This window comes from Stenotrophomonas sp. GL_101 (assembly GCF_057835675.1).
The window spans coordinates 895,258-918,985 of record NZ_CM174432.1 but is presented as its reverse complement, the minus strand read 5'-3'; the positions used below and the strand labels follow the sequence as shown (position 1 = coordinate 918,985).

Genomic DNA, 23,728 nt, shown 5'->3' with positions numbered 1-23,728 from the left:
TACATTCAAGGCCCCTCCCGGTGATGCCAGCATGCCCACGTCCCTGCCCCTGCGTCTGATTCAACTGTTGCTTGGCCTGTTTCTGTACGGCTTCGGTGCGGCGGTGATGATCCGTGCCGCGATCGGCGTGGCGCCATGGGATGTGCTGTCTCAAGGCATCGCACTGCAGACGCCGTTGTCGTTCGGGCTGGCCACCAACGTGATCGGTGCGCTGGTGCTGTTGCTGTGGTGGCCGATCCGGCAGAAACCCGGGCTGGGCACCGTGCTCAACGTGCTGCTGATCGGCCCGAGCGCGCAGTTCGGGCTGTGGGTGCTGCCGGAAGTTCACGGCCTCGCCCTGCAGGTGCCGATGTTCCTGTGCGGGCTGCTGCTGGTGGCGCTGGCCACCGGCCTGTACATCGGCGCGCGCTTTGGTCCGGGCCCCCGCGACGGCCTGATGACCGGCCTGCACGCCCGCACCGGCTGGCCGATCTGGATCGTGCGCAGCCTGATCGAAGGCACCGTGCTGGTGATCGGTTGGCAGCTGGGCGGCAACGTCGGCGTGGGTACCCTGGCCTTCGCCCTGCTGATCGGGCCGCTGTGCGGGTACACGCTGCCGCTGTTCGGGATCAGAAAGGCAGCCCCCGCCGCCGCCACGCCGTAGCCCCGGGCGATCACGCGCCGCGCCGCCAGCCGTGCCGACCAACGGTCGACACCTACCCGGCTGCCCCACAATCGGTCTGGTGGAAAGCCCCTTCTGTTGAAGGGGCGCGCCGACAGGCGGGGGTAGAGGAAGCATGCCCCAGGGTCCAAGGTTCGCGCAGCGAACCTTGGAGCGAAGCGTGCAGGCGTGCCGTGAAAGGCCCTTGCGCGCAAGGGCTATTCGCGGCACCCTGCGCGCTTCCGTACGCAAGCGTATCGACATGTCGCCAGCCGCCGAATCCATCGCCTACCCCCATCTGTTCGCTCCGCTGGACCTGGGCTTCACCCAGCTGCGCAACCGCATCCTGATGGGCTCCATGCACACCGGCCTGGAGGACCGCGCGCGCGACTTCCCGCGGCTGGCCGCCTATTTCGCCGAGCGCGCCGCCGGCGGGGTCGGGTTGATCGTCACCGGCGGCTTCGCGCCGAATGTGGTTGGCTGGCTCAAGCCGTTTGGCGGCAAGCTGTCCTGGCCGTGGGAAGTCCGCCCGCACCGGCTGCTCACCGCGGCCGTACACGACAACGGCGGCAAGATCTGCCTGCAGCTGCTGCACGCCGGGCGCTACGCCTACCACCCCTTGTCGGTGGCACCGTCGAAACTGAAGGCACCGATCAATCCGTTCACCCCGCGCGCGCTGTCCACACGCGGCGTGGAACGCCACATCGCCGACTACGCACGCAGCGCGCGGCTGGCCCGCGAGGCCGGCTACGACGGTGTCGAGGTGATGGGCTCGGAAGGCTATCTGATCAACGAGTTCATCGCCCCGCGCAGCAACAAGCGCACCGACCGCTGGGGCGGTGACGCCAACCAGCGCATGCGCTTTGCGGTGGAAATCGTGCGCCGCATCCGCGAAGCCTGCGGGCCGGACTTCATCATCATCTACCGGCTGTCGCTGGTGGACCTGGTCGAAGACGGCAGCAACTGGGAGGAGATCGTGGCCCAGGCCAAGGCGATCGAAGCGGCGGGCGCGACGCTGATCAACACCGGCATCGGCTGGCACGAGGCACGCATCCCGACCATCGCCACCTCGGTGCCGCGCGCGGCCTTCGCCGGGGTCACCGCCAAGCTCAAGCCGCATGTGCAGGTGCCGGTGATCGCCACCAACCGCATCAACATGCCCAACGTCGCCGAGCGCATCCTGGCCGATGGCGGCGCGGACATGGTGTCGCTGGCGCGGCCCTTGCTGGCAGATCCCGAATGGGCCAACAAGGCCCGCGCCGGCCGCGCCGAAGCGATCAACACCTGCATCGCCTGCAACCAGGCCTGCCTGGACCATGTGTTCGAGAACAAGACCGCCAGCTGCCTGGTCAACCCGCGCGCGGTGCACGAAACCGAACTGGTCTACCGCCCGGTGAGCACCGCCAAACGCGTGGCGGTGGTGGGTGCCGGTCCGGCCGGACTGGCCTGTGCCACGGTCGCGGCCGAGCGGGGCCACCGGGTCACCCTGTTCGACGCCGGCAGCGAGATCGGTGGCCAGTTCAACGTGGCCAAGCGCATCCCGGGCAAGGAGGAATTCCACGAAACCCTGCGCTACTTCCGCCACAAACTGCAGGAAACCGGCGTCGAGGTGAAGCTGGACACCGTTGCCGACGTGGCCGCGCTGGCCGGTTTCGACGAGGTGGTGGTCGCCACCGGCATCACCCCGCGCCGGGTCGAGTTCCCCGGTGCCGATCATCCCAAGGTGGTCTCCTACCTGGATGTGCTGCAGGGCCGCGTCCAGGTCGGTGCGCAGGTAGCGATCATCGGTGCCGGCGGCATCGGTTTCGACGTGGGAGAGTTCCTGGTCCATGCCGGCGGTCCCTCCTCGGCGCTGGACCCGGCGCGATGGATGGCCGAATGGGGCGTGGACCCGAGCTTTGAAGCACGCGGTGCGCTGGCCAGGGCAGTGCCGGAAGCGCCCGCGCGCCAAGTCTGGCTGTTGCAGCGCAGCCCCGGCAAACCCGGCGCGCGACTGGGCAAGACCACCGGCTGGATCCACCGCGCCACGCTCAAGGCCAAGGGCGTGAAGATGCTCGGCGGCGTGGCGTACCTGGGCCTGGATGACAGCGGCCTGCGCATCGGCATCGACGGCCAGGAACAGACCCTGCCGGTCGACCACGTGGTGGTCTGCGCCGGCCAGGAACCGCGCCGCGACCTGTATGCCGCGCTGCTGGCAGCCGGGGTCACCGCACACCTGATCGGCGGCGCGGACGTGGCCGCCGAACTGGATGCCAAGCGCGCGATCGGCCAGGGCAGCAAGCTCGCCGCCGGTCTCTGATCGAGGCCGATTCAACGCTGAACAGGGGAGCGGAATCCGGTTCCGCCGCCTGCCCTGAACCTGAATGTCAAGCTTTCAGGTTCAGGATGCATTGGGAAATGGCCCCCTATCGTGCGCCAACTTTCCCGCTCACCACCCAGTTCGAGTGAGCGCGCGGCCCCCACGTCTTGTTTGGGGCCGACAACGGGCGGCCCCGATGGCCGCCTCCCCATGACGCCAAGTCGACCCCTCGCCCCCTCCGAATGATCGGAAGGACCGCCAGGTGCGGCCCACACGGAGCAAGGAGTTTCATGAAACTGGCCTGGATTCTCTGGCTGTCGCAGTTGTTGCCGCAGCCGGCCGCCGATTCGTTGTGCCTGAGCACGACCGTCTACCTCGAAGCGCGTGACCAGACCCTGCGCGGCCAACAAGCCGTCGCCGAGGTGGCCCTGCGCCGCCTGGACAGTGGGCTGTGGGGCGATTCGATGTGCAAGGTGGTGACCGCGCGCAAGCAGTTCGCCCCGACCATCGTCGCCCCCGGTACCCAGCTGGGCAACGCCGATGCCTGGCAGGAAGCGATGACCGTGGCCTTCGACGCCGAGCGCAACTGGGCCCTGCCGGCCGGTGAGCGCAAGGAAATCGTGCCCGGGGCCAGCCACTTCGCTGCGCTGGCCATCGCCAACCCGAGCTGGCGCAACGCCTACCAGGTGGCCACGATCGGCGACCACACGTTCTATCGCGTGCAGAAACTCAAGCCGCGCGCATCGTAACGATCTGTTACGGCAATACCGTTGAGGATGCGGGGCCCGCTCTGGGATAGTGGGCGGCTCACCTTCCATCGATCGCCAACGGAGTTCCCATGAAGCTGTACAGCAAGCCCGGTGCCTGCTCCACCGCCGACCACATCGCCCTGCAGTGGACCGGCCAGCCGTTCGACGTGGAACTGCTCGACAAGGACACCCTGAAGGCGCCGGCCTACCTGGCGATCAACCCGGCCGGCTCGGTGCCGGCGGTGGTCGACGGCGATTTCATCCTGACCCAGAACGCGGCCATCATGGGCTACATCGCCGACACCTACCCGCAGGCAGGCCTGGCCGGCGACGGCAGCGCCCAGCAGCGCGCCGAGGCGACCCGCTGGCTGTCCTTCGTCAACTCGGACCTGCACCCGGCGTTTTCGCCGCTGTTCGGGCCGGGCAAGTTCATCGGCGATGAAAGCCAGTACGACGCCGTCCGCGCGGCCGCACGCACACGCCTGCGCGGCCTGTTCGAGCGCGCCGACCAGCAGCTGGCCGGTCGCTCCTGGCTGGCCGGCTTCCGCAGCTTCGCCGACCCGTACTTCTACATCACCCTGCGCTGGGCGGCCGGCGCCAAGGTCGACCTGGGCGGCCTGGACAACCTGGCCGCCTACAAGGCCCGCATGGAAGCCGATGCCGGCGTGCAGGCGACGCTGAAGGCCGAAGGCCTGCACTGATCGCCGCACGGCTGCATATATAAGGAACGCGCCCGGCACTGCCGGGCGTTTTCTTTTGCCAGCGGCCTCAGCCGATGGTGCGTACCACCGCGCCCTGCGCATCGCGCAGCCGGGTCGGCTCGATCCGTACCTGCAATCGGCCCCCCGGCAATGCGTGCAGGCCACGCTCGGGCCGCAACACCGCCATCAACGCGCGCAGGCTGGCCGGCGCCAGAATGCAGCGCACCGCCGCCGGCTCGACCTCGATCCGGTCGGCCTGGCCCGGCTCGAAACGCCACGCGCGTTCGCGGTCCATCAGGGTCAGCGCGCGCCCATGGCCCAGGCGCAGCGGCAGCAACGCAGCGATGCTGTCCACCTGGCCGGCCCCCAACACCAGTTCGATCGCCTCCCCGTGCGGTTCCCAGCGCAGGGTTTCCACGAACAGCATGCCGGTCGTGGAGCCGTCCCGGACGCTGCCGGCCTCCACCTGTGCCGCCCGTGCCGGGTCGGCCAGCAGCGAGCCGCGCGCCAGGTCGGTGATCCACAGCGGCATCGCCGGGGCCAGCACGTCCAGCACCTCGCCGGTGGACCAGCGCTTCACCGCAGCCATCTCATCGTCGGTCAAGCCAACCGCCTGCAGCATCCGCACCCGGCCATTGGCGGTGTCCAGCGCGGGCAGCTGCGGGTCGTCCACGAAGGCCAGGTGGCGCAGCGCAGTGTCGGTGTCCAGGGCAATCGGGCCATTGGCATCCAGATGATGGCCCTGCTCGAAGCCGTTGCCGCTCTTGAACACATAGCGGGCCAGGTTCTGCAGCAGGCTCATCGGCCAGGTTGGCGGGGCATCCTCCGGCCCCGTTCCCGGCGCGGCGGCGAGGCGGAAGGTCAGCTCGAAGCCGTACCCGCTTTCCTTCGCATCCTCGCTCTCCTTGGCATACAACTCCGAGAAGCCGTAGGTGACGTAGTGCCAGTGCGGCTGCGGCGTATCGCTCCAGTACACGCTGATGCCATCCAGCGGATCCTGCCCGCCCAGCGTGTACGGCATCGCGGTGCCGAAGTGTCGGGGCTCCTGGCCCGGATACAGCGCCGCCAGGGCAGCATTGAGCGCGTCCCAGCCGGGCGTGCTGGAATCATCGTGGTGGCCTTGGCCCATGGCGCGGCTCCTGCATCAAAGCAGCACACGTTACCGCCCTGCCTTTTGATCGGCCAGCGCCGCGGTCGTCAGCGCGCGCCGGGGCTCACTCGAACGCAGGCTCGGACTGCAGCAGATCGTGGGTGTCCTTCAGCCATCGACTCGCCAGCGCCGGGCTTTTTGCCTTGCCCACCGCGATGGCCATGTCCGGCCACAGCTTTTCCAATGCCGCCGCATCGGCGCAGCGTTCGATCTTGAGCTGCATGAAATAGCCCTTGAGCCCCAGGTGCCTGCGCACCGATTCACTCATCCAGTCGTACAGGCGCTTGTACAGCTCTGGATCCTGCTCGCGCCCGGCAGTGAACGCGCGGGCCGCAGGCGGCGTGACCACCCCGCCGATGACCTCGATCAGGCCCATCTGCGCGAGCTGTTGCACCGCATCGTCCGGCGCACGCAGGCCCGGAATCAATGCCGTCAGCGCATCGTCATCGCGTTGTCCATCGACCATCAACAGGATCGAGCGCAGCGCCGGCGGCAGCCGTCGCGCGCGGTCTTCCATTTCCTGACGGCCAGCGGCCGTCTTTGCATGCAGCAATGCCATCAGCTTCCCCCTTGGCTGGATGCGGTTGCGTGCACGCCCCTGCGGGCGCACCCCTCGGGTCATCGGTGCAGCCCCGGCACACCATCCCCTGTGCGCGCAGGCCCTATTGCAGGCCGATGACAGCCGGAGCTTAGCGCACCGGCGCGGCCTGCAGCGGTGCAGTGCAGCACACCGCGCAGGCCTGGCCCGCTTAGGTTCCCAGCGCGCGCCGGATCTCGTCCAGGGCGGCCGGATCGTCCAGGGTCGAAAGATCGCCCGGATCGCGATCCTCGGCCAGCGCCTGCAGCGAGCGCCGCAGCAGCTTGCCCGAGCGCGTCTTGGGCAATGCGTTGACGATGTGGATGTGCGCCGGTCGGGCCAACGCGCCCAGCGATTGCGTCACCCGCTGCATCATCTCGACGATCACCTCACTGCCATCGCCCTCCACCGCCTGGCGCAAGGTGACGAACACCAGCGGCACCTGGCCCTTGAGCTCGTCCTTGACCCCGATCACCGCCGCTTCGGCCACCAGCGGGTGGCCGGAGATGCACTCTTCGATTTCGCGCGTGCCCAGGCGATGCCCGGCGACGTTGATCACATCGTCGGTGCGGCCGAGGATGAAGGTGTAGCCGTCTTCATCGCGGATCGCCCAGTCCAGGGAGCTGTACAGCAGCTCCTTGAAGTGGCTGAAGTAGCTCTGGATGAAGCGGTCGTCATCCTTCCACACCGTGCTCATGCAGCCCGGCGGCAACGGCGGGACCATCACCAGTACGCCCTTCTGCCCCGGCGCGACCTCATCGCCGGTGTTCTCGTCGATCACCTTCATCCTGTAACCAAGATTGGGAAAGCCGGGCGAACCGAAGCGCACCGGTTTCATGTCCACGCCCGGCAGCAGGGTCAACGCCGGCCAGCCGGTTTCGGTCTGCCAGTAGTTGTCGATGATCGGCTTGCCGAGCGCATCGTGGATCCAGTGCGCGGTAGGCTCGTCGAGCGGCTCGCCGGCAAGGAACACGTACTTCAATGCCGCCAGATCGTGGCGACGGATGAAGTCGGCATCGTGCTTTTTCAGCACGCGGATCGCGGTGGGCGAAGAGAACAGCGTGCGCACGCCGTACTGCTCGCACAGCGCCCACCAGATGCCCGGGTCGGGATTGGTCGGCAGGCCTTCGTAGAGCAGCGAGGTACAGCCGCCGATCAGCGGTCCGTACACGTTGTAGGAATGGCCAACCGCCCAGCCCACGTCCGAGGTGGAAAACATCACCTGGCCGGGCTTGCAGTCGAACACGGTCTCCATCGACTGCGCCATCGCCACCGCGTACCCGCCCACATCGCGCTGCACGCCCTTGGGCTTGCCGGTGGTGCCGGAGGTGTACAGCAGGTAGCTGGGCTCACTGGATTCCAGCCACACCACCGGCACGTCCTGGTCGCCCACTTCAGCGCGCAGGGTGGCGTAGTCGACATCACGGCCGGGCACCCTGGGTTCAGCCGGATCCAGTCCGCGCGAGACGATCAATACATGCGGCGGTGGCGAGGTGGCTTCGGCGCAGGCCGCATCGACCATCGCCTTGTACGGAATGACCTTGCCGCCGCGCTTGCCGGCGTCGGCGGCAATCAGCAGCTTGGGTTCGGCATCGTCGATGCGCAGTGCCAGGTTGTGTGCGGCAAAACCGCCGAACACCACCGAGTGGATCGCACCGATGCGCGCACAGGCCAGCATCGCGAACACCGCTTCGGCCATGTTCGGCATGTAGATCACCACGCGGTCACCGCGCTGCACGTCCAGCCGCTGCAGGACCGCGGCAAACGCATTCACTTCGCGGTACAGCTGACGGTAGGTGACTTCGCGGGTGAGGCCGGTTTCGGTGGAGATCGCCACCAACGCAAGCTGGTCTGGACGCTCGGCCAGATGGCGGTCCACGGCGTTGTAGCAGAGGTTGGTTTCACCGCCGACATACCAGCGCCGGAATGGCGGATTGCTGTAATCGAGCACCTGTTGCGGTGGCTTGTGCCAGTAGATCCGTCGGGCTTCTTCGCCCCAGAATGCCTCGGGCTCATCGACCGAACGACGGTACATTGCTTCGTAACCCATGACAGCCCTCCCAGACAGACTCATGGGATCGAGCATAGTCCGATGCCGGCGGCCGGGCCGTCCGACCTTGGTCGTAGAGCCGACCGTGGGTCGGCTGCTCTGCGCCGATCATTGCCGCGCGCTGCGCGGCCAGCCGACCAACGGTCGACGCTTCGGAACGTCAAATGCAACAAAAAACGCCGGGCAATGCCCGGCGTTTTCGCTACCACACCCGCGTGGGATCAACCCAGCAGGTGGGCCACGCCAGCGCGCTCTTCTTCCAGCTCGGCCAGGGTCTTGTCGATGTACTTCTGGCTGAAGTCGTCCACCGGCAGGTCCTTGACCAGGGTGTACTCACCGTTTTCGGTGGTCACCGCGAAGCCGAAGATCACCCCTTCCGGAATGCCATAGGAACCGTCGGACGGCACGCCCATGGTGACCCACTTGCCGTTGCTGCCCAGCAGCCAGTCGCGTACGTGGTCGATGGCGGCGTTGGCCGCCGAAGCCGCCGAGGACGAACCACGGGCTTCGATGATCGCCGCGCCGCGCTTGCCCACGGTCGGGATGAAGGTGGTGGCGTTCCATTCCTGGTCGTTGATCGCCTCGCCCACCGACGCGCCATCGACAGTAGCGAAACGGTAATCCGGGTACATGGTCGGGCTGTGGTTGCCCCACACCACCAGCTTCTCCAGGGCGCCGACCGGCTTGCCCAGCTTGGAGGACAGCTGGCTCAGCGCGCGGTTGTGGTCCAGGCGCAGCATGGCGGTGAAGTTGCGCGGGTTCAGGTCAGGCGCCGACTTCATGGCGATGTAGGCATTGGTGTTGGCCGGGTTGCCGACCACCAGCACCTTCACGTTGCGGCTGGCCACCTTGTTCAGCGCCGCACCCTGTGCGGTGAAGATCTTGGCGTTTTCCAGCAGCAGGTCCTTGCGCTCCATGCCCGGGCCGCGCGGACGCGCGCCGACCAGCAGGGCGACGTCGGCATCCTTGAAGGCCACTTCGGCGTCATCGGTGCCGACCATGCCGGCCAGCAGCGGGAACGCGCAGTCTTCCAGTTCCATCATCACGCCGCGCAGGGCGGCCTGGGCCTTGTCGACCGGCAGCTCGAGCAGCTGCAGGATGACCGGCTGGTCCTTGCCCAGCATTTCGCCGGAGGCGATGCGGAACAGCAGGGCGTAGCCGATCTGGCCGGCGGCGCCGGTCACGGCAACACGAACAGGTGCTTTCATGGGGATTTCCTCTGCTAAGAAGCTAAATAGCGGTGTGGGGGAAAGGCCGCGCGGGCGGGGACAGGCCTGGCGGGGCGGCCACAACATGGAAACGGCCCCCTTTTCAGGGGACCGTCGGCTTGGATCAGGCGGCGAGGATCTTGTTCCACTCCGCGACGCGGTCGGCCTGGGCGGCCAGCACGGCGTCGGTGTCGCCTTCCAGGGTGATCGAGTGGATCACGTCGCCCTGCTTGACCGAGTCGACGATGGCCTGGCCATCCAGCACCTGACCAAACACGGTGTGCTTGCCATCCAGCCAGTCGGTCTTGATGTGGGTGATGAAGAACTGGCTGCCGTTGGTGGCCGGACCGGCATTGGCCATCGACAACGAACCGATCTGGTGCTTCACACCGTTCTTTTCATCTTCGAACTTGTAGCCCGGGCCGCCGGTGCCCTGGCCCTTGGGGCAGCCGCCCTGGATCATGAAATCGGGGATCACGCGGTGGAAGACCAGGCCGTCATAGAAGCCATGCTTGACCAGGTTGACGAAGCTGGCGACCGTCAGCGGGGCCTTGTCGGCGAACAGCTCGACCTTGATCGGGCCCTGGGTGGTGTCGAAAGTGGCGATGAGGGACATGCAAATCCTTGGGGTACGGGGGTTTGTCGTTAGCCCCATAGGATACACCGCGCCCCTTGACCATCGGGCGCCCGTTGGAAAAACGCGTCGCCACGCGCCGGGCACCTCCGCACCGGCACGGAAACGCTTTCCTGAATATCCCGAGGACACCCGGTAATGCCGGCCGCTGGCCGGCACTACCTGAATGGGTGCCCGGCGCGGTCTGAAGCGCGGTTTTCGCGTTTGGTCATCCAGGCCGTATAATGTTGGACTTCTTTTTCCAAATCCGGCGCCGACTGGCCCCCTTTCGCATGTCTATCGAAAATCTTCGCAACATCGCCATCGTCGCCCACGTCGACCACGGTAAGACCACCCTCGTCGACCAGCTGCTCAAGCAGTCCGGCACCCTCTCCGAGCGCACCGTGCTCGCCGAGCGCGTGATGGACAGCAATGACCAGGAAAAGGAACGCGGCATCACCATCCTGGCCAAGAACACGGCCATCACCTGGGAAGACAAGAAGACCGGTATCAAGAACCGGATCAACATCGTCGACACCCCCGGACACGCCGACTTCGGCGGCGAAGTGGAGCGCGTGCTGTCGATGGTGGACACCGTGCTGATCCTCGTCGATGCGATGGACGGCCCGATGCCGCAGACCCGCTTCGTCACCCAGAAGGCTTTCGCGATGGGCTTCAAGCCGATCGTGGTGGTCAACAAGGTCGACCGCCCGGGCTCGCGTCCGGAGTGGGTGATCGACCAGGTCTTCGACCTGTTCGACAAGCTCGGCGCCACCAATGAGCAGCTCGACTTCCCGATCGTCTACGCCTCGGCCCTGAACGGCTATGCCGGCCTGGAAGACAGCGTGCGCGACGGCGACATGACCCCGCTGTACGAAGCGATCATGCAGCACGCGCCGAAGCCGGAAGTGGATCCGGAAGGCCCGTTCCAGATGCGCATCAGCCAGCTGGATTTCAACAATTTCGTCGGCGTGATCGGCATCGGTCGCATCCAGCGTGGCACCCTGAAGAAGGGCATGCAGGTCGCGGTGATCAATCGTGAAGGCAAGAAGCGCAACGGCAAGGTCGCGCAGGTGCTGGGTTTCCTGGGCCTGGAGCGGATCGAGCAGGATACCGCCGAGGCCGGTGACATCGTCGCCATCTCCGGTATTTCCGAGCTGACCATCTCCGACACCCTGTGCCACCCGGATACGCCGGAAGCGCTGGAGCCGCTGACGGTCGATGAACCGATGATCTCGATGACCTTCCAGGTCAACAACTCGCCCTTCGCCGGCAACAAGGACATGTCCGGCGGCAAGTTCCTGACCAGCCGCCAGATCAAGGACCGACTGGACCGCGAGCAGGTGCACAACGTGGCCCTGAAGGTCGAGCAGCTGGAAGACGCCGACAAGTTCCTGGTCTCCGGCCGTGGCGAACTGCATCTGTCGGTGCTGATCGAAAACATGCGTCGTGAAGGCTACGAGCTGGCCGTGTCGCGCCCGGAAGTCATCATCAAGCAGATCGACGGCCAGGCCATGGAGCCGATCGAACAGCTGGTGGTCGATGTGGAAGAGATCCACCAGGGCGGCGTGATGGAGAAGCTGGGAACCCGCAAGGGCCAGCTGACCAACATGGAGCCGGACGGCAAGGGCCGCGTGCGCCTGGAATACCAGATCCCGGCCCGTGGCCTGATCGGTTTCCAGAACGAGTTCAAGACCCTGACCCAGGGTTCGGGCCTGCTGTTCCACGTGTTCGACCATTACGGTCCGAAGGAACAGGGCTCCATCGCCAAGCGCCAGAACGGCGTGATGATCGCCAATGCCCCGGGTGCCACCCCGGCGTACTCCCTGGGGCCGCTGCAGGAACGCGGCAAGCTGTTCGCCGCTGAAGGCGACAACGTGTACGAAGGCCAGCTGATCGGTATCCACTCCAAGGACAACGACCTGACCGTCAACGCGATCAAGACCAAGCCGCTGACCAACATGCGCGCTTCGGGCAAGGACGATGCGATCCAGCTGACCCCGGCGATCAAGTACTCGCTGGAGCAGGCCCTGGACTTCATCGAAGACGACGAGCTGGTGGAAATCACCCCGAAGGAAATCCGTCTGCGCAAGAAGGGCCTGACCGAAAGCGACCGCAAGAAGTCTTCGCGCGGCGGCTGATCGGATCGTTGTCGTGACCGACAAGCCCTACAACCCGGATCCGCACAGGCATCCGGGTCTCCATGTGATCGCCTTGCTGGAAGCCAGCAAGGCGGCACTGGCGCTGTTGGCGGCGACCGGACTGGAAATACTCGGTCCGCAGCCGCTACGCGATTGGGTCAATGCCCTGATCCGGCGTTTCAGCCTGGACCCGGATCACGGCACCCTGCCCTCGCTGCTCAACATGATCAGTCCCGATGCCGTGCACCTGGCCGCTGTGGCCATGGTCGCCTACGGGGTACTGCACCTTTTCGAGGCCTGGGGCCTCTGGCGCGCCAAGGCCTGGGCTTCCTGGCTGGGCTGCGTCACTGCCGGCATCTACCTGCCGTTCGATATCTACGCCATCATCCGCCACCCTGGCTGGGCCTCGTGGTCGGTGCTGGTGATCAACCTGGTCGTGGTCGGCGTGCTCGCCCGCGATATCCGCAAGCGCCATCCCCACCCTGCCGCTGCGCCCTGAGTTGCCAAGCGTGGCTCCGGCTGGTTAGCCTGAGCGCCGGTTTCCGGGACACCCTGATGCGTCTGCCGCTGACATCGATGCTGGTGCTGGTCGGACTGTCCGGCTGTGCGCCCGCCCCCGCCCCCGCGCATGCCAGCCAGGCACGTGCGGCGCCGGCAGTGATCCCGCTGGATACCCCGTTCGCCTACGCCGAGACCGACATCGCCGATCTGCAGGCGCAGATGGCTGCTGGTGCGCTGGACAGCGTCACCCTGACCCGCGCCTACCTGGACCGGATCGCGCGCGTGGACCGCACCGGGCCACGCCTGAACGCGGTGATCGAACTCAATCCCGATGCGCTCAAGGACGCCGCGGCGCTGGACGCCGAACGCCAGCACGGGCAACTGCGCGGCCCCCTGCATGGCGTGCCGGTGCTGCTCAAGGACAACATCGGCGCGCGCCCGATGAGCAACAGCGCCGGCTCGCTGGCGCTGGCCAAGTTCCGTCCCGACGATGCGTTCCTGGTCACCCGCCTGCGTGCCGCCGGTGCGGTGATCCTGGGCAAGACCAACCTCAGCGAATGGGCCAACTTCCGTTCCAGCCAGTCGGTGTCCGGTTGGAGCGCGCGCGGCGGACAGACGCGCAACCCTTACCGGCTCAGCCACACCCCGTGCGGGTCCAGCAGCGGCAGCGCGGTGGCGGTGTCGGCCAACCTGGCCGCGGCCGCCGTGGGGACCGAGACCGACGGCAGCATCGTCTGCCCGGCCGCGATCAATGGCGTGGTCGGGCTCAAGCCGACCGTCGGGCTGGTCAGCCGCGAAGGCATCATCCCGATCTCCTTCAGCCAGGACACCGCCGGGCCGATGACCCGCAGCGTCGCCGATGCCGCCGCGATGCTGACCGCCATGGCCGGCCGCGACGATGCCGACCCGGCCACCGCCACCATGCCCGGGCGCGCCGTGTACGACTACACCCTGCGCCTCAACCCGGACGGCCTGCGTGGCGCGCGCATCGGCGTGCTGCAGAGCCCGCTGGATACCCTCCCCGGCATTGCACCGGCGCTGCAGCACGCCATCGACGTCCTGCGCGAAGCCGGCGCCATCGTGGTGCCGGTGCAGCTTCCCACCGACGGCCAGTGGGAAGACGCCGAACGCATCGTGCTGCTGCATGAATTCAAGGCGGGGCTGCAACGCTACCTGACCACCTACAACGCGCCGGTCCGCGACATCGACCAGGTGATTGCCTGGAACCGCGACCACGCCGACACCGAGCTGCTGCCGTTTGGCCAGGACCTGATGGAGACCGCTGCCAGCAGCCCCGGCCTGGGCAACCCGGCCTACATCGCCGCACGCAGCGCCGCACGCCGCCTGGCCGGCCCCGAAGGCATCGATGCCGCCCTGCGCGGGCAGCAACTGGATGCGCTGATCGCGCCGACCACCGGGGTTGCCTGGCCGATCCGCGCCGGTGGCCACGATGAATTCCCCGGCGGCAGCTACAGTGCCGCCGCCGTCGCCGGTTACCCGAGCCTGAGCGTGCCGATGGCGCACGTGAACGGCCTGCCGCTGGGGCTGCTGTTCATGGGCACCGCCTGGAGCGAACCGCGCCTGATCGAGCTGGCCTACGCCTACGAGCAACGCACCCGCGCGCGGCGCCCGCCGCGCTTCGGCACCCATCTGCTGCTGCCGCATACCAGCCCACCGTAACCGGTAGCGCATGGCCGTCACCGGTAGCGCACGACCGTTGGTCGTGCGGGACGCGTGAGATGCGGATGCATGGCCGGTGACCGCGCGAGCCGACCAACGGTCGGCTCCTACCGTTGTTGTCGGCGCCTACCGCTCAGGCACCTCCGCCGGCGCCCCGTCTTCGGCGCCGGGCGAACGCACCTCCTCGGCCGGTTGCGAGCGCCGGCCGCGCAGGCTGGGGTCCGGCTGCTGCAACAGCTCGGCGCGGGTGCGCGGCAGTGCCTGCGGATGCTCGCGGGCCAGGAAATCCAGCATGCGTTCGCGCACGATGCAGCGCAGGTCGAAGGCGTCGCCGGAGTTGCGCGCACTGACCAGCAGGCGCACCTGCACGGAGTGGTCGGTGGTTTCGGTCACCTGGGTCACGCAGACCCGGCCATCCCACAATGCTTCGCCCTTGCAGATGCGCACCAGCTCGGCGCGCAGCGCGGCAATGGGGGCGCGGTAGTCCAGCCACAGGAACGCGGTGCCCAGCAGGTCGGCGCTGCGCCGGGTCCAGTTCTGGAAGGGATGTTCGATGAACCAGGTCAAGGGCACCACCATCCGCCGCTCATCCCACACCCGCACCACCACATAGCTGCTGTTGATCTCCTCCACCCGGCCCCATTCGCCCTCCACGATCACCACATCGTCGAGCCGGATCGGCTGGGTCACGGCAATCTGCAGGCCGGCAATCAGGTTGCCGAACACCGGTTTGGCCGCAATGCCCGCCACCAGGCCGATGATGCCGGCCGAGGCCAGCAACGCGGTGCCGATCTGGCGCACCATCGGGAAGGTCAGCAGGATCAACGACACGCCGACCAGGATGATCGCGCCCATCAGCACCCGACTGAGCACGCGGGTCTGGGTCTGGACGCGCCGCGCGTCGAGGTTGTCGGCCACCTCCATCGGATGATCGCGCAGGATCGCCTGCTCGCCGGCAGCCACAGCACGCACCAGCAACCAGATGACGCAGGCGGTCAGCCCGATGTGCAGCAGCCGCAGCGACTGGTCCAGCCAGTGGCCGGCCAGCGGCGTCGCCTCAAGCGCGGGAATCAAGACCAGCATGGGCAGTGCGAAGGCCAGCGGCCGGCTGATCACCCGCGCGATGCGCGCACGTCGGTAGTCACGGCCCTTGAGCCGGCGGGTCAACGCCATCAGCAGCCACCACCCGCACACGCCCACGGCCAGCGCGATGCCGATCGGCCACAGATACAACGCCGCATGTTGTCCGTCCACGGTCACGGCACACTCCTGCGATCTTCAAGGTAAGAGCGCAGGGTGCCAGCGTGGCCATGACCGGCACGTCAGCCGAATGTAAGCCGCGTGTGGACGACCGCTACAGCCACGCCGTGCGTGGCTGCGATGCAACCTAGCCCGCGTAGTGCTGCTGCTTGCGCACGATCGCCATGGCGATCTCCAGCGACTGGTCGTAGTTCAGACGCGGATCCACCGACGAACGATACGCACGCTCAAGATCGCGCTCGGTCAGCTCTCGCGCACCACCGGTGCATTCGGTCACGTCCTCGCCGGTCAACTCCAGGTGCACGCCGCCCAGCCGCGTACCGGCGGCAGCGTGCAGGTCGAAGGACAGCTCCACCTCGCCGCGCACGTTGTCGAAGCGACGCGTCTTGTAGCCGTTGCTGGTGCTCTCGGTGTTGCCGTGCATCGCATCGCATACCCACAGCACGCGCCGCCCATCGCGCTTGACCGCCTCCAGCAGCGGCGGCAGCTTCTCGGCGATCTGCGCCGCACCCATGCGATGGATGAAGCTCAGGCGGCCGGGCTCGTCATCCGGGTTGAGCACGTCGATCAGGCGCAGCAACTGGTCCGGTTGCACCGACGGCCCCACTTTGATCGCGATCGGGTTGCGCACGCCACGCAGGTATTCCACGTGCGCCCCCTCCAGGGCCGCCGTACGCATGCCGATCCACGGGTAATGCGTGCTCAGGTTCAACCAGCCGTGCTGGCGCGGTACCTGGCGGGTCAGCGCCTGCTCGTAGGGCAGCAGCAGCGCTTCGTGCGAGGTGTAGAAATCGATCCGGTTGAGGTTGTGCACCCGCGCCCCGGCCAGGGTTTCCATGAAGTGCACCGCATCGCCGATCGAGCCGACCATCTTCTGGTAATCGGCCGCCAGCGGCGAATGCTGCACCCAGTCCAGGTTCCAGTACTCGGGGTGGTGCAGATCGGCGAAGCCGCCATCGATCAGCGCGCGCACGAAGTTCATGGTCATCGCCGAATGCGCGTGTGCCTGCAGCATCCGCTTCGGGTCCGGCAGGCGCGCGGCCTCGGTGAACTCCGGTGCGTTGATCACATCGCCCCGATAGCTCGGCAGCGTGATCCCATCGCGGGTTTCGGTATCGGCCGAGCGCGGCTTGGCGTACTGGCCGGCAAAGCGGCCCACGCGGATCACCGGTTTGCGCATGCCGTGCACCATCACCAGGCTCATCTGCAGCAGTACCTTGAGCCGGTTGGAGATGGTGGTGGATTCGCAGTCGCTGAAGTTCTCGGCGCAGTCGCCGCCCTGCAGCAGGAAGCGCCTGCCCTCCTGCGCATCGGCCAATTGCTGTTTGAGGGCCAGGATTTCCCAGGACGTCACCAGCGGCGGCAGCCGCTTGAGTTCGTGCAGGGCCGCATCCAGCGCCAGCGGATCGGGGTAGGTCGGCATCTGCAGGGCGGTCTTGCCGCGCCAGCTCTCCGGCGACCAGGCGGTATCGACAGCGGTCGCGACAGGATCGGCTACAGGCGGGACGGACGGGCTCATCGCAGACTTCCGGGGGTGGGGGCCGATCATGGTCGCAGAGCCGGCCCCCGCCGCAAAGGGCCGGGTCCGGATCGGCGTTGGCTGAACGCTGGAAAACAACCTGCGCGAGCGGCCACGACCGGCACGTCCATCGGCCCCGGGACAGGCGCATGATTTGTTACGGAGTAACACTTGCCAGGCCGGCCCCTCCCCTTGCCCAGCCCTCAAGACATCCCTATGAAGCCTTCCCTGCTTGCTACCGGCATCCTCACCGCCCTGGCCTTCGCCAGCCTGCCTGCACTGGCCGCCGCGCCGGCCACCGCTACCCCTGCCGTCACCGACCTGGACGCGGTCACCGTCAGCGCCCAGCTCGACCAGGCGCGCAATGCGCTGTCGCCGGATATCGGCAGCAGCCAGTACCAGATCACCGCCGAAGACATCCAGAAGCAGCCCCTGGGCGCCTCCGCCCCGCTCAGCCAGGTGCTGCTGCAGGCGCCCGGCGTGGTCCAGGACAGCTACGGCGGCGTGCACGTGCGTGGCGACCACGCCAACCTGCAGTACCGCTTGAATGGGGTGCTGCTGCCCGAGTCGATCTCCGGCTTCGGCCAGACCCTGGACGCCCGCACCATCAAGAGCATCCGGCTGATGGACGGCGCACTGCCGGCCCAGTTCGGCGAGCGCACCGCGGCAGTGGTCGACATCACCACCCGCAGCGGCGCCGAGCTCGGCAACGGTGGCAGCGCCGGGATCACCACCGGGTCGTTCGGCAAGGTCAATCCCAACGCCTCCTGGTGGGGCAACCAGGGCCGCTGGAGCTGGTATCTCACCGGCAACTACGACCAGAACGCGGTCGGCCTGGAGAACCCTACCGCCTCGCGTCGGCCCAGCCACGACGACACCCACCAGGGCAAGGCATTCGCCGACCTGACCTACCTGGTCAACGACAGCACGCGCCTGAGCGTGTTCGCCGGTTTCGCCAACAACCGCTTCCAGATTCCGACCAACCCCGGCCAGCAACCCCAGTTCGGCTACCTGGATACCACCGGCCTGGATTCCTCGCGGCTGGACGAAACCCAGAACGAATCCACCCGCTTTGGCATGCTGGTACTGCAGGGCACCCTCGGCGAGACCGCCTATCAAGTATCGGCCGGCCAGCGCTACAGCGACCTGGCCTTCAACCCGGACATCGCCGGCGACCTGGTCTTCAACGGCGTCGCCTCACAGGTCGAGCGCAGCAATCGCGCCAGCACGCTGCAGGCCGACTTTTCCACGCCGCTGGGCCAGGACCACACGTTGCGCTACGGCGTCTACAGCAACAACGAACAGGCCCGCTCGGGCAGCACGGCGTGGGTGTTCCCGGTGGACGCCGACGGCCAGCAGGCCAGCACCACGCCGATCGTGATCGGTGATGCCGGCGCGTTCCACGCCAGCACCACGGCGCTGTATGTACAGGACGAGTGGCGGATCGGCGATGACTGGACGCTCAACTACGGCCTGCGCGGTGATCGCTACACCGCCTTCGGCAGCAGCGAAGGCCAGCTCAGCCCGCGCCTGGGCGTGGTCTGGAACGCCAGCGACAGCACCACCGTGCACGCAGGTTACTCCCGCTACTTCACCCCACCGGCCAGCGAACTGGTAGCCAGCAGCGACATCGCCCGTTACGACGGCACCACCAACCAGCAGCCGGGTACGGGCAACAACACACCGCTGTCCGAGCGCAGCGACTACCTCGACGTGGGCGTGTCGCAGCAGTTCGGCCCGCACCTCACCGTGGGCCTGGATGCGTACGACCGTCGGGTGGACCGCCTGCAGGACGAGGGCCAGTTCGGCGCGGCCTACATCTACTCCACGTTCAACTACCGTTACGGGCATATCCGTGGGGTGGAATTCAGCGCGGACTACAGCAACGGTCCCCTCAGCGCGTACGTCAACGCCGCCTACAACAAAGCGATGGGTAAGCAGGTGATCACCGGCCAGTACAACCTGGACCCCGAGGCCCTGGCCTACGTGCAGGACAACTGGATCCACCTGGACCACGACCAGAAGCTGACGTCGTCGGGCGGCATCAGCTATGCCTTCGCCGGGCACAACCGGGTGGGGGCCAACTACGTGTTCGGCAGCGGGCTGCGCTCGGACATCGAGGGCGTGCCCAACGGCGGCGAGCTGCCGTCCTACCTACAGGTCAATCTCAGCGCGGCGCATGACTTCAACGCCGACAGCGGCCATCCGCTGCATGCACAGGTAGCGCTGGTCAACGCCCTGGACCGCAGCTACCAGCTACGCGACGGCGGCGGCATCGGCGTGTTCGCCCCGCAATGGGGCCCGCGCCGCGGCGCGTACCTGAGCCTGCAGCAGGATTTCTGAAGCCTCCCGGTAGAGCCGACCGTTGGTCGGCTTGCTGCAGATCCCCGGGGCCTCAAAAGCAGCCGACCAACGGTCGGCTCTACATGGGCGGGCGGAACATCTGGCGTTGAATTGGAACCACACGGTAGAGCCGACCGTTGGTCGGCTTGCATCAGATCCCCGGGGCCTCAAAAGCAGCCGACCAACGGTCGGCTCTACGCGGGCGGGCGGAACATCTGGCGTTGAATTGGAACCACACGGTAGAGCCGACCGTTGGTCGGCTTGCATCAGATCCCCGGGGCCTCAAAGGCAGCCGACCAACGGTCGGCTCTACATGGGCGGGTTGAACATCTGGCGCTGAATTGGAACCACACGGTAGAGCCGACCGTGGTGCGCGTCGGGTCGATCAGCGCTTGATGCGGCGGAACGACGCAAACAACGCCCAGCCGGCCAGCAGCACGAACCACACCAGGCTCCACATCGGCATGGTCAGCCCGAGGAACTGCCAGTCGATGTTGCCGCAGTCGCCGGTGCCGGTCAGCACGGTGCGGAACACTTCCAGCGGGCCCATGGTTTCACTGAGGAAGGCCAGCGGCGGGCCGCAGCTGGAGCCCATATCCTTGGGCAGCAGCTGCACATAGACGTGGCGGCCGGCGATATAGATGCCCACCGCGGCGGCGAGCAGCGCGAGCACGCCATAGGTCTTGCGCCCGGCCGGCTCGCGCGGCCCATGCAGCGCGCCGATCAGGAACAGCAGCCCCAGCGCAGCAAACGCAATGCGCTGGAAGATGCACAACGGGCACGGTTCCAGCCCCATCTTGAGCTGCAGGAAGATCGCATAGCCCAGCAGCCCGGCACAGATCAAAAACCCCAGCAGGAACTGGGCGCGGTAATTCCAGCGCAGTGGATTCATTGCCAACACTCGTCAAAGTCCAGGCAGCAAGATTAGCAGGCCACCACGCGGCCCGGTCCGTGCGCGGCTACCGGCTATCGGCCCGGTGGACCAGACAGCGCGTTGTGCTTATCCGCCGTATCGCGCCTGACCTCGTGCCAGATGCAAGAGCAACTACAACTGCAAAGGCAGCGCGGCTAGTCATTGATCCTGGACAGGCGAGCGGCGCCAGGCCCCGCTCGCCCAGAATTGTCATGCACCCGGATGGCCGAAGCAGCCACCTAGTCGACGCTCCATCCGCCGGCGCTGACGACTGCAACCATGGCTGTAGCTTCACCCTCCCCATGGAGTGAAAGGGGGAAGGTGCGCTTGAACTTGAATTGGACGTTGCCGTCGCAGTCGCAGCGGCCTTAAGCCGGCGTACCAGCCAACTGTCGAGCGAGGGCATGGGTGAGTGTGCGGGACCCTGAGCCGCATGGATGCGGCGCCGGAGCTTACATGGGTGAAGGCGTGCGCTTGCGAGGCACTGCCTCGCGCACGACTGAACGCCGCGCCGCCATGCGGCGTGGCCGGGCCCCGGAGGGGTACTTGCAGCGTGTCCCGCGGACTCACCCATGCCCTCGCCCCCAGAGATCACAGGCCGCCGCTTTGGCTTTGGACGTAGCCTCAACCGCCCCCAGAAACGGAAAAACCCGGCACTGGGCCGGGTTCTTCACCGAATTACGGGGTGTTACGCGTCGATTATTCTTCGACGGCTTCAGCCACGGCAGCCGGACGGTCGACCAGTTCGACGTAGGCCATCGGAGCGTTGTCGCCAGCGCGGAAACCGCACTTCAGCAGACGCAGGTAGCCGCCCGGACGGCTCGCGTAACGCGGGCCCAGGGTGGTGAACAGGTTACCTACAGCTTCGTTGTCGCGCAGACGGGCAAAGGCCAGACGACGATTGGCAACCGAATCAACCTTGGCCAGGGTGATCAGCGGCTCAGCGACGCGGCGCAGTTCCTTGGCCTTCGGCAGCGTGGTCTTGATCAGCTCGTGCTTGAACAGCGACGCCGCCATGTTCTTGAACATTGCTTCGCGGTGGGCGCTGGTGCGGTTGAACTTGCGGCCGGACTTCATGTGACGCATGGGAGTATTTCCTTGATTGAATGTTGAATCGGTTGGGTATCGCTGTCGCCATCCTGGCGTTGCTGCTTGGACTGCGGTTGGTCCGATGCCGGCCCTCCTGGCCGACCGTCACCGCAGGCTATCGGCCTGTCGGTGCGAGATCTTGCGGGTAAAGCCCCCGCACCCGAAGGTGCGGGGTCAAGCATCTTGCGTCGCGCTGGATCAGCCGAGCATGCCGTGCTGGGCGACACCGGCCGGCGGCCAGTTCTCCAGCTTCATGCCAAGCGAAAGGCCGCGCTGTGCGAGGACTTCCTTGATCTCGGTCAGCGACTTCTTGCCGAGGTTCGGGGTCTTGAGCAGCTCCACTTCGGTCTTCTGGATCAGATCGCCGATGTAATAGATGCTCTCTGCCTTCAGGCAGTTGGCCGAGCGGACGGTCAATTCCAGATCGTCGATCGGGCGCAGCAGCACCGGATCCACGCCGTTGTTGGCCGGCTTGGCAGCACCGCGATCGCGGTGGGTGAAGTCACCGAAGACCGACAGCTGATCGCTGAGGATATCCGCGGCAGTACGCACGGCTTCCTCGGCATCGATCGTGCCGTTGGTTTCGATGTCCAGCACCAGCTTGTCCAGATCGGTACGCTGTTCAACGCGGGCCGCTTCCACCGAATAGGCGACGCGACGGACCGGCGAGAACGACGCGTCCAGAACCAGACGACCGATGGCACGGGTTTCTTCATCCGGACGACGACGCGCGGCCGCCGGCTGGTAGCCGAAACCACGTTCGATCTTCAAACGCATATTGATCGCCACATCCTTGGTGAGGTGGCAGATGATATGGTCGTTGTTCAGAACTTCGACGTTGTGATCAAGCTTGATATCGGCAGCGGTCACGACACCCGGACCCTGCTTGGACAGCGACAGCGTCGCGTTGTCGCCAGTGTGCATCCGGATGGCCACGTCCTTCAGGTTGAGCAGGACTTCAAGCACGTCCTCCTGCAAGCCTTCCAGCGTGGTGTACTCGTGCAGTACGCCGTCGATCTCAACTTCCGTGATGGCGAAGCCCGGGATGGACGACAGCAGCACGCGACGCAGGGCATTGCCCAGCGTATGTCCGTAACCACGCTCCAAGGGTTCGATAACGACCTTGGCGCGGGTATCGGTAAGGCGTTCGATCTGCGGACCACGAGGACGCAGAACCTGGTTGGCGGTAACCGTCATGTTGCGGGTTCTCCTAGTGAATCCCCGGCCGTCGCCGGGGATTCTCCAATGTGAATTACTTCGAATACAACTCGACGATCAGCGCTTCGTTGATATCCGCAGGCAGGTCCGAACGATCCGGCACGGCCTTGAAGATGCCGGCGAACTTGCCGGAATCCACTTCAACCCACGACGGACGCAGGTCGTGCGTGGCAGACACGGTCAGGGCTTCCTGAACGCGCAGCTGCTTGGCAGCCTTCTCGGACAGAGCGACGGCGTCGCCAGCCTTGACCTGGTACGAAGCCAGGTTCACCGACTTGCCGTTGACCGTGACACCGCGGTGCGAGACCAGCTGACGAGCAGCCGGACGGGTCACTGCGAAGCCCATGCGGTAAACGACGTTGTCAAGACGGGTTTCCAGCAACTGCAGCAGGTTCTCGCCGGTGTTGCCCTTCTTGGTCGAGGCCTTCTTGTAGTAGTTGCGGAACTGACGCTCCAGCAGACCGTAGATACGCTTGACCTTCTGCTTTTCACGCAGCTGGGTAGCGTAGTCGGACAGCTTGCCCTTACGGGCAGTGGCGCCGTGCTGGCCGGGCTTCTGCTCCAGCTTGCACTTGGAGTCCAGCGCGCGCGCCGGGCTCTTGAGGGAAAGGTCGGCGCCTTCGCGGCGGGCGAGCTTACAGGTAGGACCGATATAACGAGCCATTTCTTATCGCTCCTTTAGACGCGACGCTTCTTCGGCGGACGGCACCCGTTGTGCGGGATTGGCGTCACGTCGATGATGTTGGTGATCTTGTAGCCCACGTTGTTCAGCGAGCGCACGGCCGACTCACGACCCGGACCCGGGCCTTTGATTCGGACTTCCAGGGACTTGACGCCGTAATCCAGCGCGGCACGGCCGGCTTTCTCGGCAGCCACCTGGGCAGCGAACGGGGTGGACTTACGCGAACCGCGGAAGCCAGCGCCACCGGAAGTCGCCCACGACAGAGCATTGCCCTGACGGTCGGTGATGGTCACGATGGTGTTGTTGAAAGAAGCGTGGACGTGGGCGACGCCGTCAGTGACGACGCGCTTGATCTTCTTCTTGGTCTTAGCGACGGGCTTAGCCATGTTTTAGGT

20 protein-coding genes are annotated in these 23,728 nt (G+C 66.4%); 8 read left to right on the top strand and 12 right to left on the bottom strand.

Features of this window, described 5'->3' with window-relative positions; genetic code table 11:
* Nucleotides 1-31: 31 nt before the first annotated feature.
* From yczE to AC3IR9_RS04150, 4 genes are all read left to right on the top strand, one after another.
* Complete coding sequence (gene yczE, locus AC3IR9_RS04165) at nucleotides 32-643, top strand: membrane protein YczE (RefSeq protein ID WP_489294223.1); 612 nt, start codon at nucleotides 32-34, stop codon at nucleotides 641-643.
* A 259-nt stretch (nucleotides 644-902) separates the two neighbouring features.
* Nucleotides 903-2,939 carry an FAD-dependent oxidoreductase gene (locus tag AC3IR9_RS04160; RefSeq protein ID WP_489294222.1) on the top strand — a complete coding sequence of 679 codons (2,037 nt, stop codon included), beginning with the start codon at nucleotides 903-905 and terminating at the stop codon, nucleotides 2,937-2,939.
* A gap of 290 nt (nucleotides 2,940-3,229) precedes the next feature.
* The gene (locus AC3IR9_RS04155) at nucleotides 3,230-3,688 is read left to right on the top strand and encodes a cell wall hydrolase (protein WP_346488737.1); all 459 of its coding nucleotides are present in this window, start codon (nucleotides 3,230-3,232) and stop codon (nucleotides 3,686-3,688) included.
* An 89-nt stretch (nucleotides 3,689-3,777) separates the two neighbouring features.
* A complete protein-coding gene (locus tag AC3IR9_RS04150) occupies nucleotides 3,778-4,389 on the top strand; it encodes a glutathione S-transferase N-terminal domain-containing protein (RefSeq protein ID WP_489294220.1) in 612 nt (203 codons plus the stop codon).
* Nucleotides 4,390-4,456: 67 nt separating this feature from the next.
* Here the strand turns inward: AC3IR9_RS04150 and AC3IR9_RS04145 are convergent, their stop codons facing one another.
* From AC3IR9_RS04145 to AC3IR9_RS04125, 5 genes are all read right to left on the bottom strand, one after another.
* Nucleotides 4,457-5,518, bottom strand: a complete 1,062-nt coding sequence (locus AC3IR9_RS04145; RefSeq protein ID WP_489294218.1) for a suppressor of fused domain protein — start codon at nucleotides 5,516-5,518, stop codon at nucleotides 4,457-4,459.
* A gap of 85 nt (nucleotides 5,519-5,603) precedes the next feature.
* The gene (locus AC3IR9_RS04140) at nucleotides 5,604-6,098 is read right to left on the bottom strand and encodes a hypothetical protein (protein ID WP_489294217.1); all 495 of its coding nucleotides are present in this window, start codon (nucleotides 6,096-6,098) and stop codon (nucleotides 5,604-5,606) included.
* A gap of 190 nt (nucleotides 6,099-6,288) precedes the next feature.
* The gene (gene prpE / locus AC3IR9_RS04135; protein ID WP_489294216.1) at nucleotides 6,289-8,166 is read right to left on the bottom strand and encodes a propionate--CoA ligase; all 1,878 of its coding nucleotides are present in this window, start codon (nucleotides 8,164-8,166) and stop codon (nucleotides 6,289-6,291) included.
* Nucleotides 8,167-8,387: 221 nt separating this feature from the next.
* The gene (locus AC3IR9_RS04130; protein ID WP_489294215.1) at nucleotides 8,388-9,374 is read right to left on the bottom strand and encodes a malate dehydrogenase; all 987 of its coding nucleotides are present in this window, start codon (nucleotides 9,372-9,374) and stop codon (nucleotides 8,388-8,390) included.
* A 124-nt stretch (nucleotides 9,375-9,498) separates the two neighbouring features.
* A complete protein-coding gene (locus AC3IR9_RS04125) occupies nucleotides 9,499-9,990 on the bottom strand; it encodes a peptidylprolyl isomerase (RefSeq protein ID WP_489294214.1) in 492 nt (163 codons plus the stop codon).
* Between the two features lie 290 nt (nucleotides 9,991-10,280).
* On the opposite strand from AC3IR9_RS04125, the gene typA reads away from it, so the two are divergent.
* Genes typA through AC3IR9_RS04110 form a run of 3 tightly spaced genes read left to right on the top strand, consistent with a single transcriptional unit; the run spans nucleotide 10,281 to nucleotide 14,309 of the window.
* Nucleotides 10,281-12,128 carry a translational GTPase TypA gene (gene typA, locus AC3IR9_RS04120; protein ID WP_489294212.1) on the top strand — a complete coding sequence of 616 codons (1,848 nt, stop codon included), beginning with the start codon at nucleotides 10,281-10,283 and terminating at the stop codon, nucleotides 12,126-12,128.
* Between the two features lie 13 nt (nucleotides 12,129-12,141).
* Complete coding sequence (locus AC3IR9_RS04115) at nucleotides 12,142-12,627, top strand: DUF2127 domain-containing protein (protein WP_489294211.1); 486 nt, start codon at nucleotides 12,142-12,144, stop codon at nucleotides 12,625-12,627.
* 56 nt (nucleotides 12,628-12,683) lie between these two features.
* Nucleotides 12,684-14,309, top strand: a complete 1,626-nt coding sequence (locus AC3IR9_RS04110; RefSeq protein WP_489294210.1) for an amidase — start codon at nucleotides 12,684-12,686, stop codon at nucleotides 14,307-14,309.
* Between the two features lie 126 nt (nucleotides 14,310-14,435).
* On the opposite strand, the gene AC3IR9_RS04105 is transcribed toward AC3IR9_RS04110, so the two are convergent.
* Nucleotides 14,436-15,563, bottom strand: coding sequence for a mechanosensitive ion channel family protein (locus AC3IR9_RS04105; RefSeq protein ID WP_489295699.1), 1,128 nt, complete (start codon nucleotides 15,561-15,563; stop codon nucleotides 14,436-14,438).
* Between the two features lie 133 nt (nucleotides 15,564-15,696).
* On the bottom strand, nucleotides 15,697-17,088 hold the full coding sequence (locus AC3IR9_RS04100; RefSeq protein WP_489294209.1) for a class II 3-deoxy-7-phosphoheptulonate synthase: 1,392 nt from the start codon (nucleotides 17,086-17,088) through the stop codon (nucleotides 15,697-15,699).
* Between the two features lie 216 nt (nucleotides 17,089-17,304).
* Here AC3IR9_RS04100 and AC3IR9_RS04095 point away from each other — a divergent pair, with 216 nt between their 5' ends.
* Nucleotides 17,305-19,431: a TonB-dependent receptor gene (locus AC3IR9_RS04095; RefSeq protein ID WP_489294207.1), complete on the top strand. Its 2,127-nt coding sequence runs from the start codon at nucleotides 17,305-17,307 to the stop codon at nucleotides 19,429-19,431.
* Between the two features lie 385 nt (nucleotides 19,432-19,816).
* Here the strand turns inward: AC3IR9_RS04095 and AC3IR9_RS04090 are convergent, their stop codons facing one another.
* The 5 genes from AC3IR9_RS04090 to rpsK all read right to left on the bottom strand — a co-directional run bounded on the left by AC3IR9_RS04090 (nucleotide 19,817) and on the right by rpsK (nucleotide 23,719).
* Nucleotides 19,817-20,323 (bottom strand): disulfide bond formation protein B, encoded by a 507-nt coding sequence (locus AC3IR9_RS04090; protein ID WP_489294206.1) that lies wholly within the window; start codon nucleotides 20,321-20,323, stop codon nucleotides 19,817-19,819.
* 720 nt (nucleotides 20,324-21,043) lie between these two features.
* Nucleotides 21,044-21,430 (bottom strand): 50S ribosomal protein L17, encoded by a 387-nt coding sequence (gene rplQ / locus AC3IR9_RS04085; protein WP_121042892.1) that lies wholly within the window; start codon nucleotides 21,428-21,430, stop codon nucleotides 21,044-21,046.
* 201 nt (nucleotides 21,431-21,631) lie between these two features.
* Nucleotides 21,632-22,630, bottom strand: coding sequence for a DNA-directed RNA polymerase subunit alpha (locus AC3IR9_RS04080; protein WP_489294205.1), 999 nt, complete (start codon nucleotides 22,628-22,630; stop codon nucleotides 21,632-21,634).
* 55 nt (nucleotides 22,631-22,685) lie between these two features.
* Nucleotides 22,686-23,315: a 30S ribosomal protein S4 gene (gene rpsD, locus AC3IR9_RS04075; RefSeq protein WP_019186164.1), complete on the bottom strand. Its 630-nt coding sequence runs from the start codon at nucleotides 23,313-23,315 to the stop codon at nucleotides 22,686-22,688.
* A gap of 14 nt (nucleotides 23,316-23,329) precedes the next feature.
* Nucleotides 23,330-23,719 carry a 30S ribosomal protein S11 gene (gene rpsK, locus AC3IR9_RS04070; RefSeq protein WP_017355427.1) on the bottom strand — a complete coding sequence of 130 codons (390 nt, stop codon included), beginning with the start codon at nucleotides 23,717-23,719 and terminating at the stop codon, nucleotides 23,330-23,332.
* Between the last annotated feature and the right edge of the window lie 9 nt (nucleotides 23,720-23,728).

What these genes read in the sequence shown, in the direction of transcription:
- AC3IR9_RS04160 (WP_489294222.1), top strand. Translation starts at nt 903, where the DNA reads ATGTCGCCAGCCGCCGAATCCATCGCCTACCCCCATCTGTTCGCTCCG.
- typA (WP_489294212.1), top strand. Translation starts at nt 10,281, where the DNA reads ATGTCTATCGAAAATCTTCGCAACATCGCCATCGTCGCCCACGTCGAC.
- rpsK (WP_017355427.1), bottom strand. Translation starts at nt 23,719, where the DNA reads ATGGCTAAGCCCGTCGCTAAGACCAAGAAGAAGATCAAGCGCGTCGTC.
- rplQ (WP_121042892.1), bottom strand. Translation starts at nt 21,430, where the DNA reads ATGCGTCACATGAAGTCCGGCCGCAAGTTCAACCGCACCAGCGCCCAC.
- AC3IR9_RS04155 (WP_346488737.1), top strand. Translation starts at nt 3,230, where the DNA reads ATGAAACTGGCCTGGATTCTCTGGCTGTCGCAGTTGTTGCCGCAGCCG.
- AC3IR9_RS04100 (WP_489294209.1), bottom strand. Translation starts at nt 17,088, where the DNA reads ATGAGCCCGTCCGTCCCGCCTGTAGCCGATCCTGTCGCGACCGCTGTC.
- AC3IR9_RS04130 (WP_489294215.1), bottom strand. Translation starts at nt 9,374, where the DNA reads ATGAAAGCACCTGTTCGTGTTGCCGTGACCGGCGCCGCCGGCCAGATC.
- yczE (WP_489294223.1), top strand. Translation starts at nt 32, where the DNA reads ATGCCCACGTCCCTGCCCCTGCGTCTGATTCAACTGTTGCTTGGCCTG.
- AC3IR9_RS04150 (WP_489294220.1), top strand. Translation starts at nt 3,778, where the DNA reads ATGAAGCTGTACAGCAAGCCCGGTGCCTGCTCCACCGCCGACCACATC.
- AC3IR9_RS04145 (WP_489294218.1), bottom strand. Translation starts at nt 5,518, where the DNA reads ATGGGCCAAGGCCACCACGATGATTCCAGCACGCCCGGCTGGGACGCG.
- AC3IR9_RS04140 (WP_489294217.1), bottom strand. Translation starts at nt 6,098, where the DNA reads ATGGCATTGCTGCATGCAAAGACGGCCGCTGGCCGTCAGGAAATGGAA.
- AC3IR9_RS04125 (WP_489294214.1), bottom strand. Translation starts at nt 9,990, where the DNA reads ATGTCCCTCATCGCCACTTTCGACACCACCCAGGGCCCGATCAAGGTC.
- AC3IR9_RS04090 (WP_489294206.1), bottom strand. Translation starts at nt 20,323, where the DNA reads ATGAATCCACTGCGCTGGAATTACCGCGCCCAGTTCCTGCTGGGGTTT.
- AC3IR9_RS04080 (WP_489294205.1), bottom strand. Translation starts at nt 22,630, where the DNA reads ATGACGGTTACCGCCAACCAGGTTCTGCGTCCTCGTGGTCCGCAGATC.
- prpE (WP_489294216.1), bottom strand. Translation starts at nt 8,166, where the DNA reads ATGGGTTACGAAGCAATGTACCGTCGTTCGGTCGATGAGCCCGAGGCA.
- AC3IR9_RS04110 (WP_489294210.1), top strand. Translation starts at nt 12,684, where the DNA reads ATGCGTCTGCCGCTGACATCGATGCTGGTGCTGGTCGGACTGTCCGGC.
- rpsD (WP_019186164.1), bottom strand. Translation starts at nt 23,315, where the DNA reads ATGGCTCGTTATATCGGTCCTACCTGTAAGCTCGCCCGCCGCGAAGGC.
- AC3IR9_RS04095 (WP_489294207.1), top strand. Translation starts at nt 17,305, where the DNA reads ATGAAGCCTTCCCTGCTTGCTACCGGCATCCTCACCGCCCTGGCCTTC.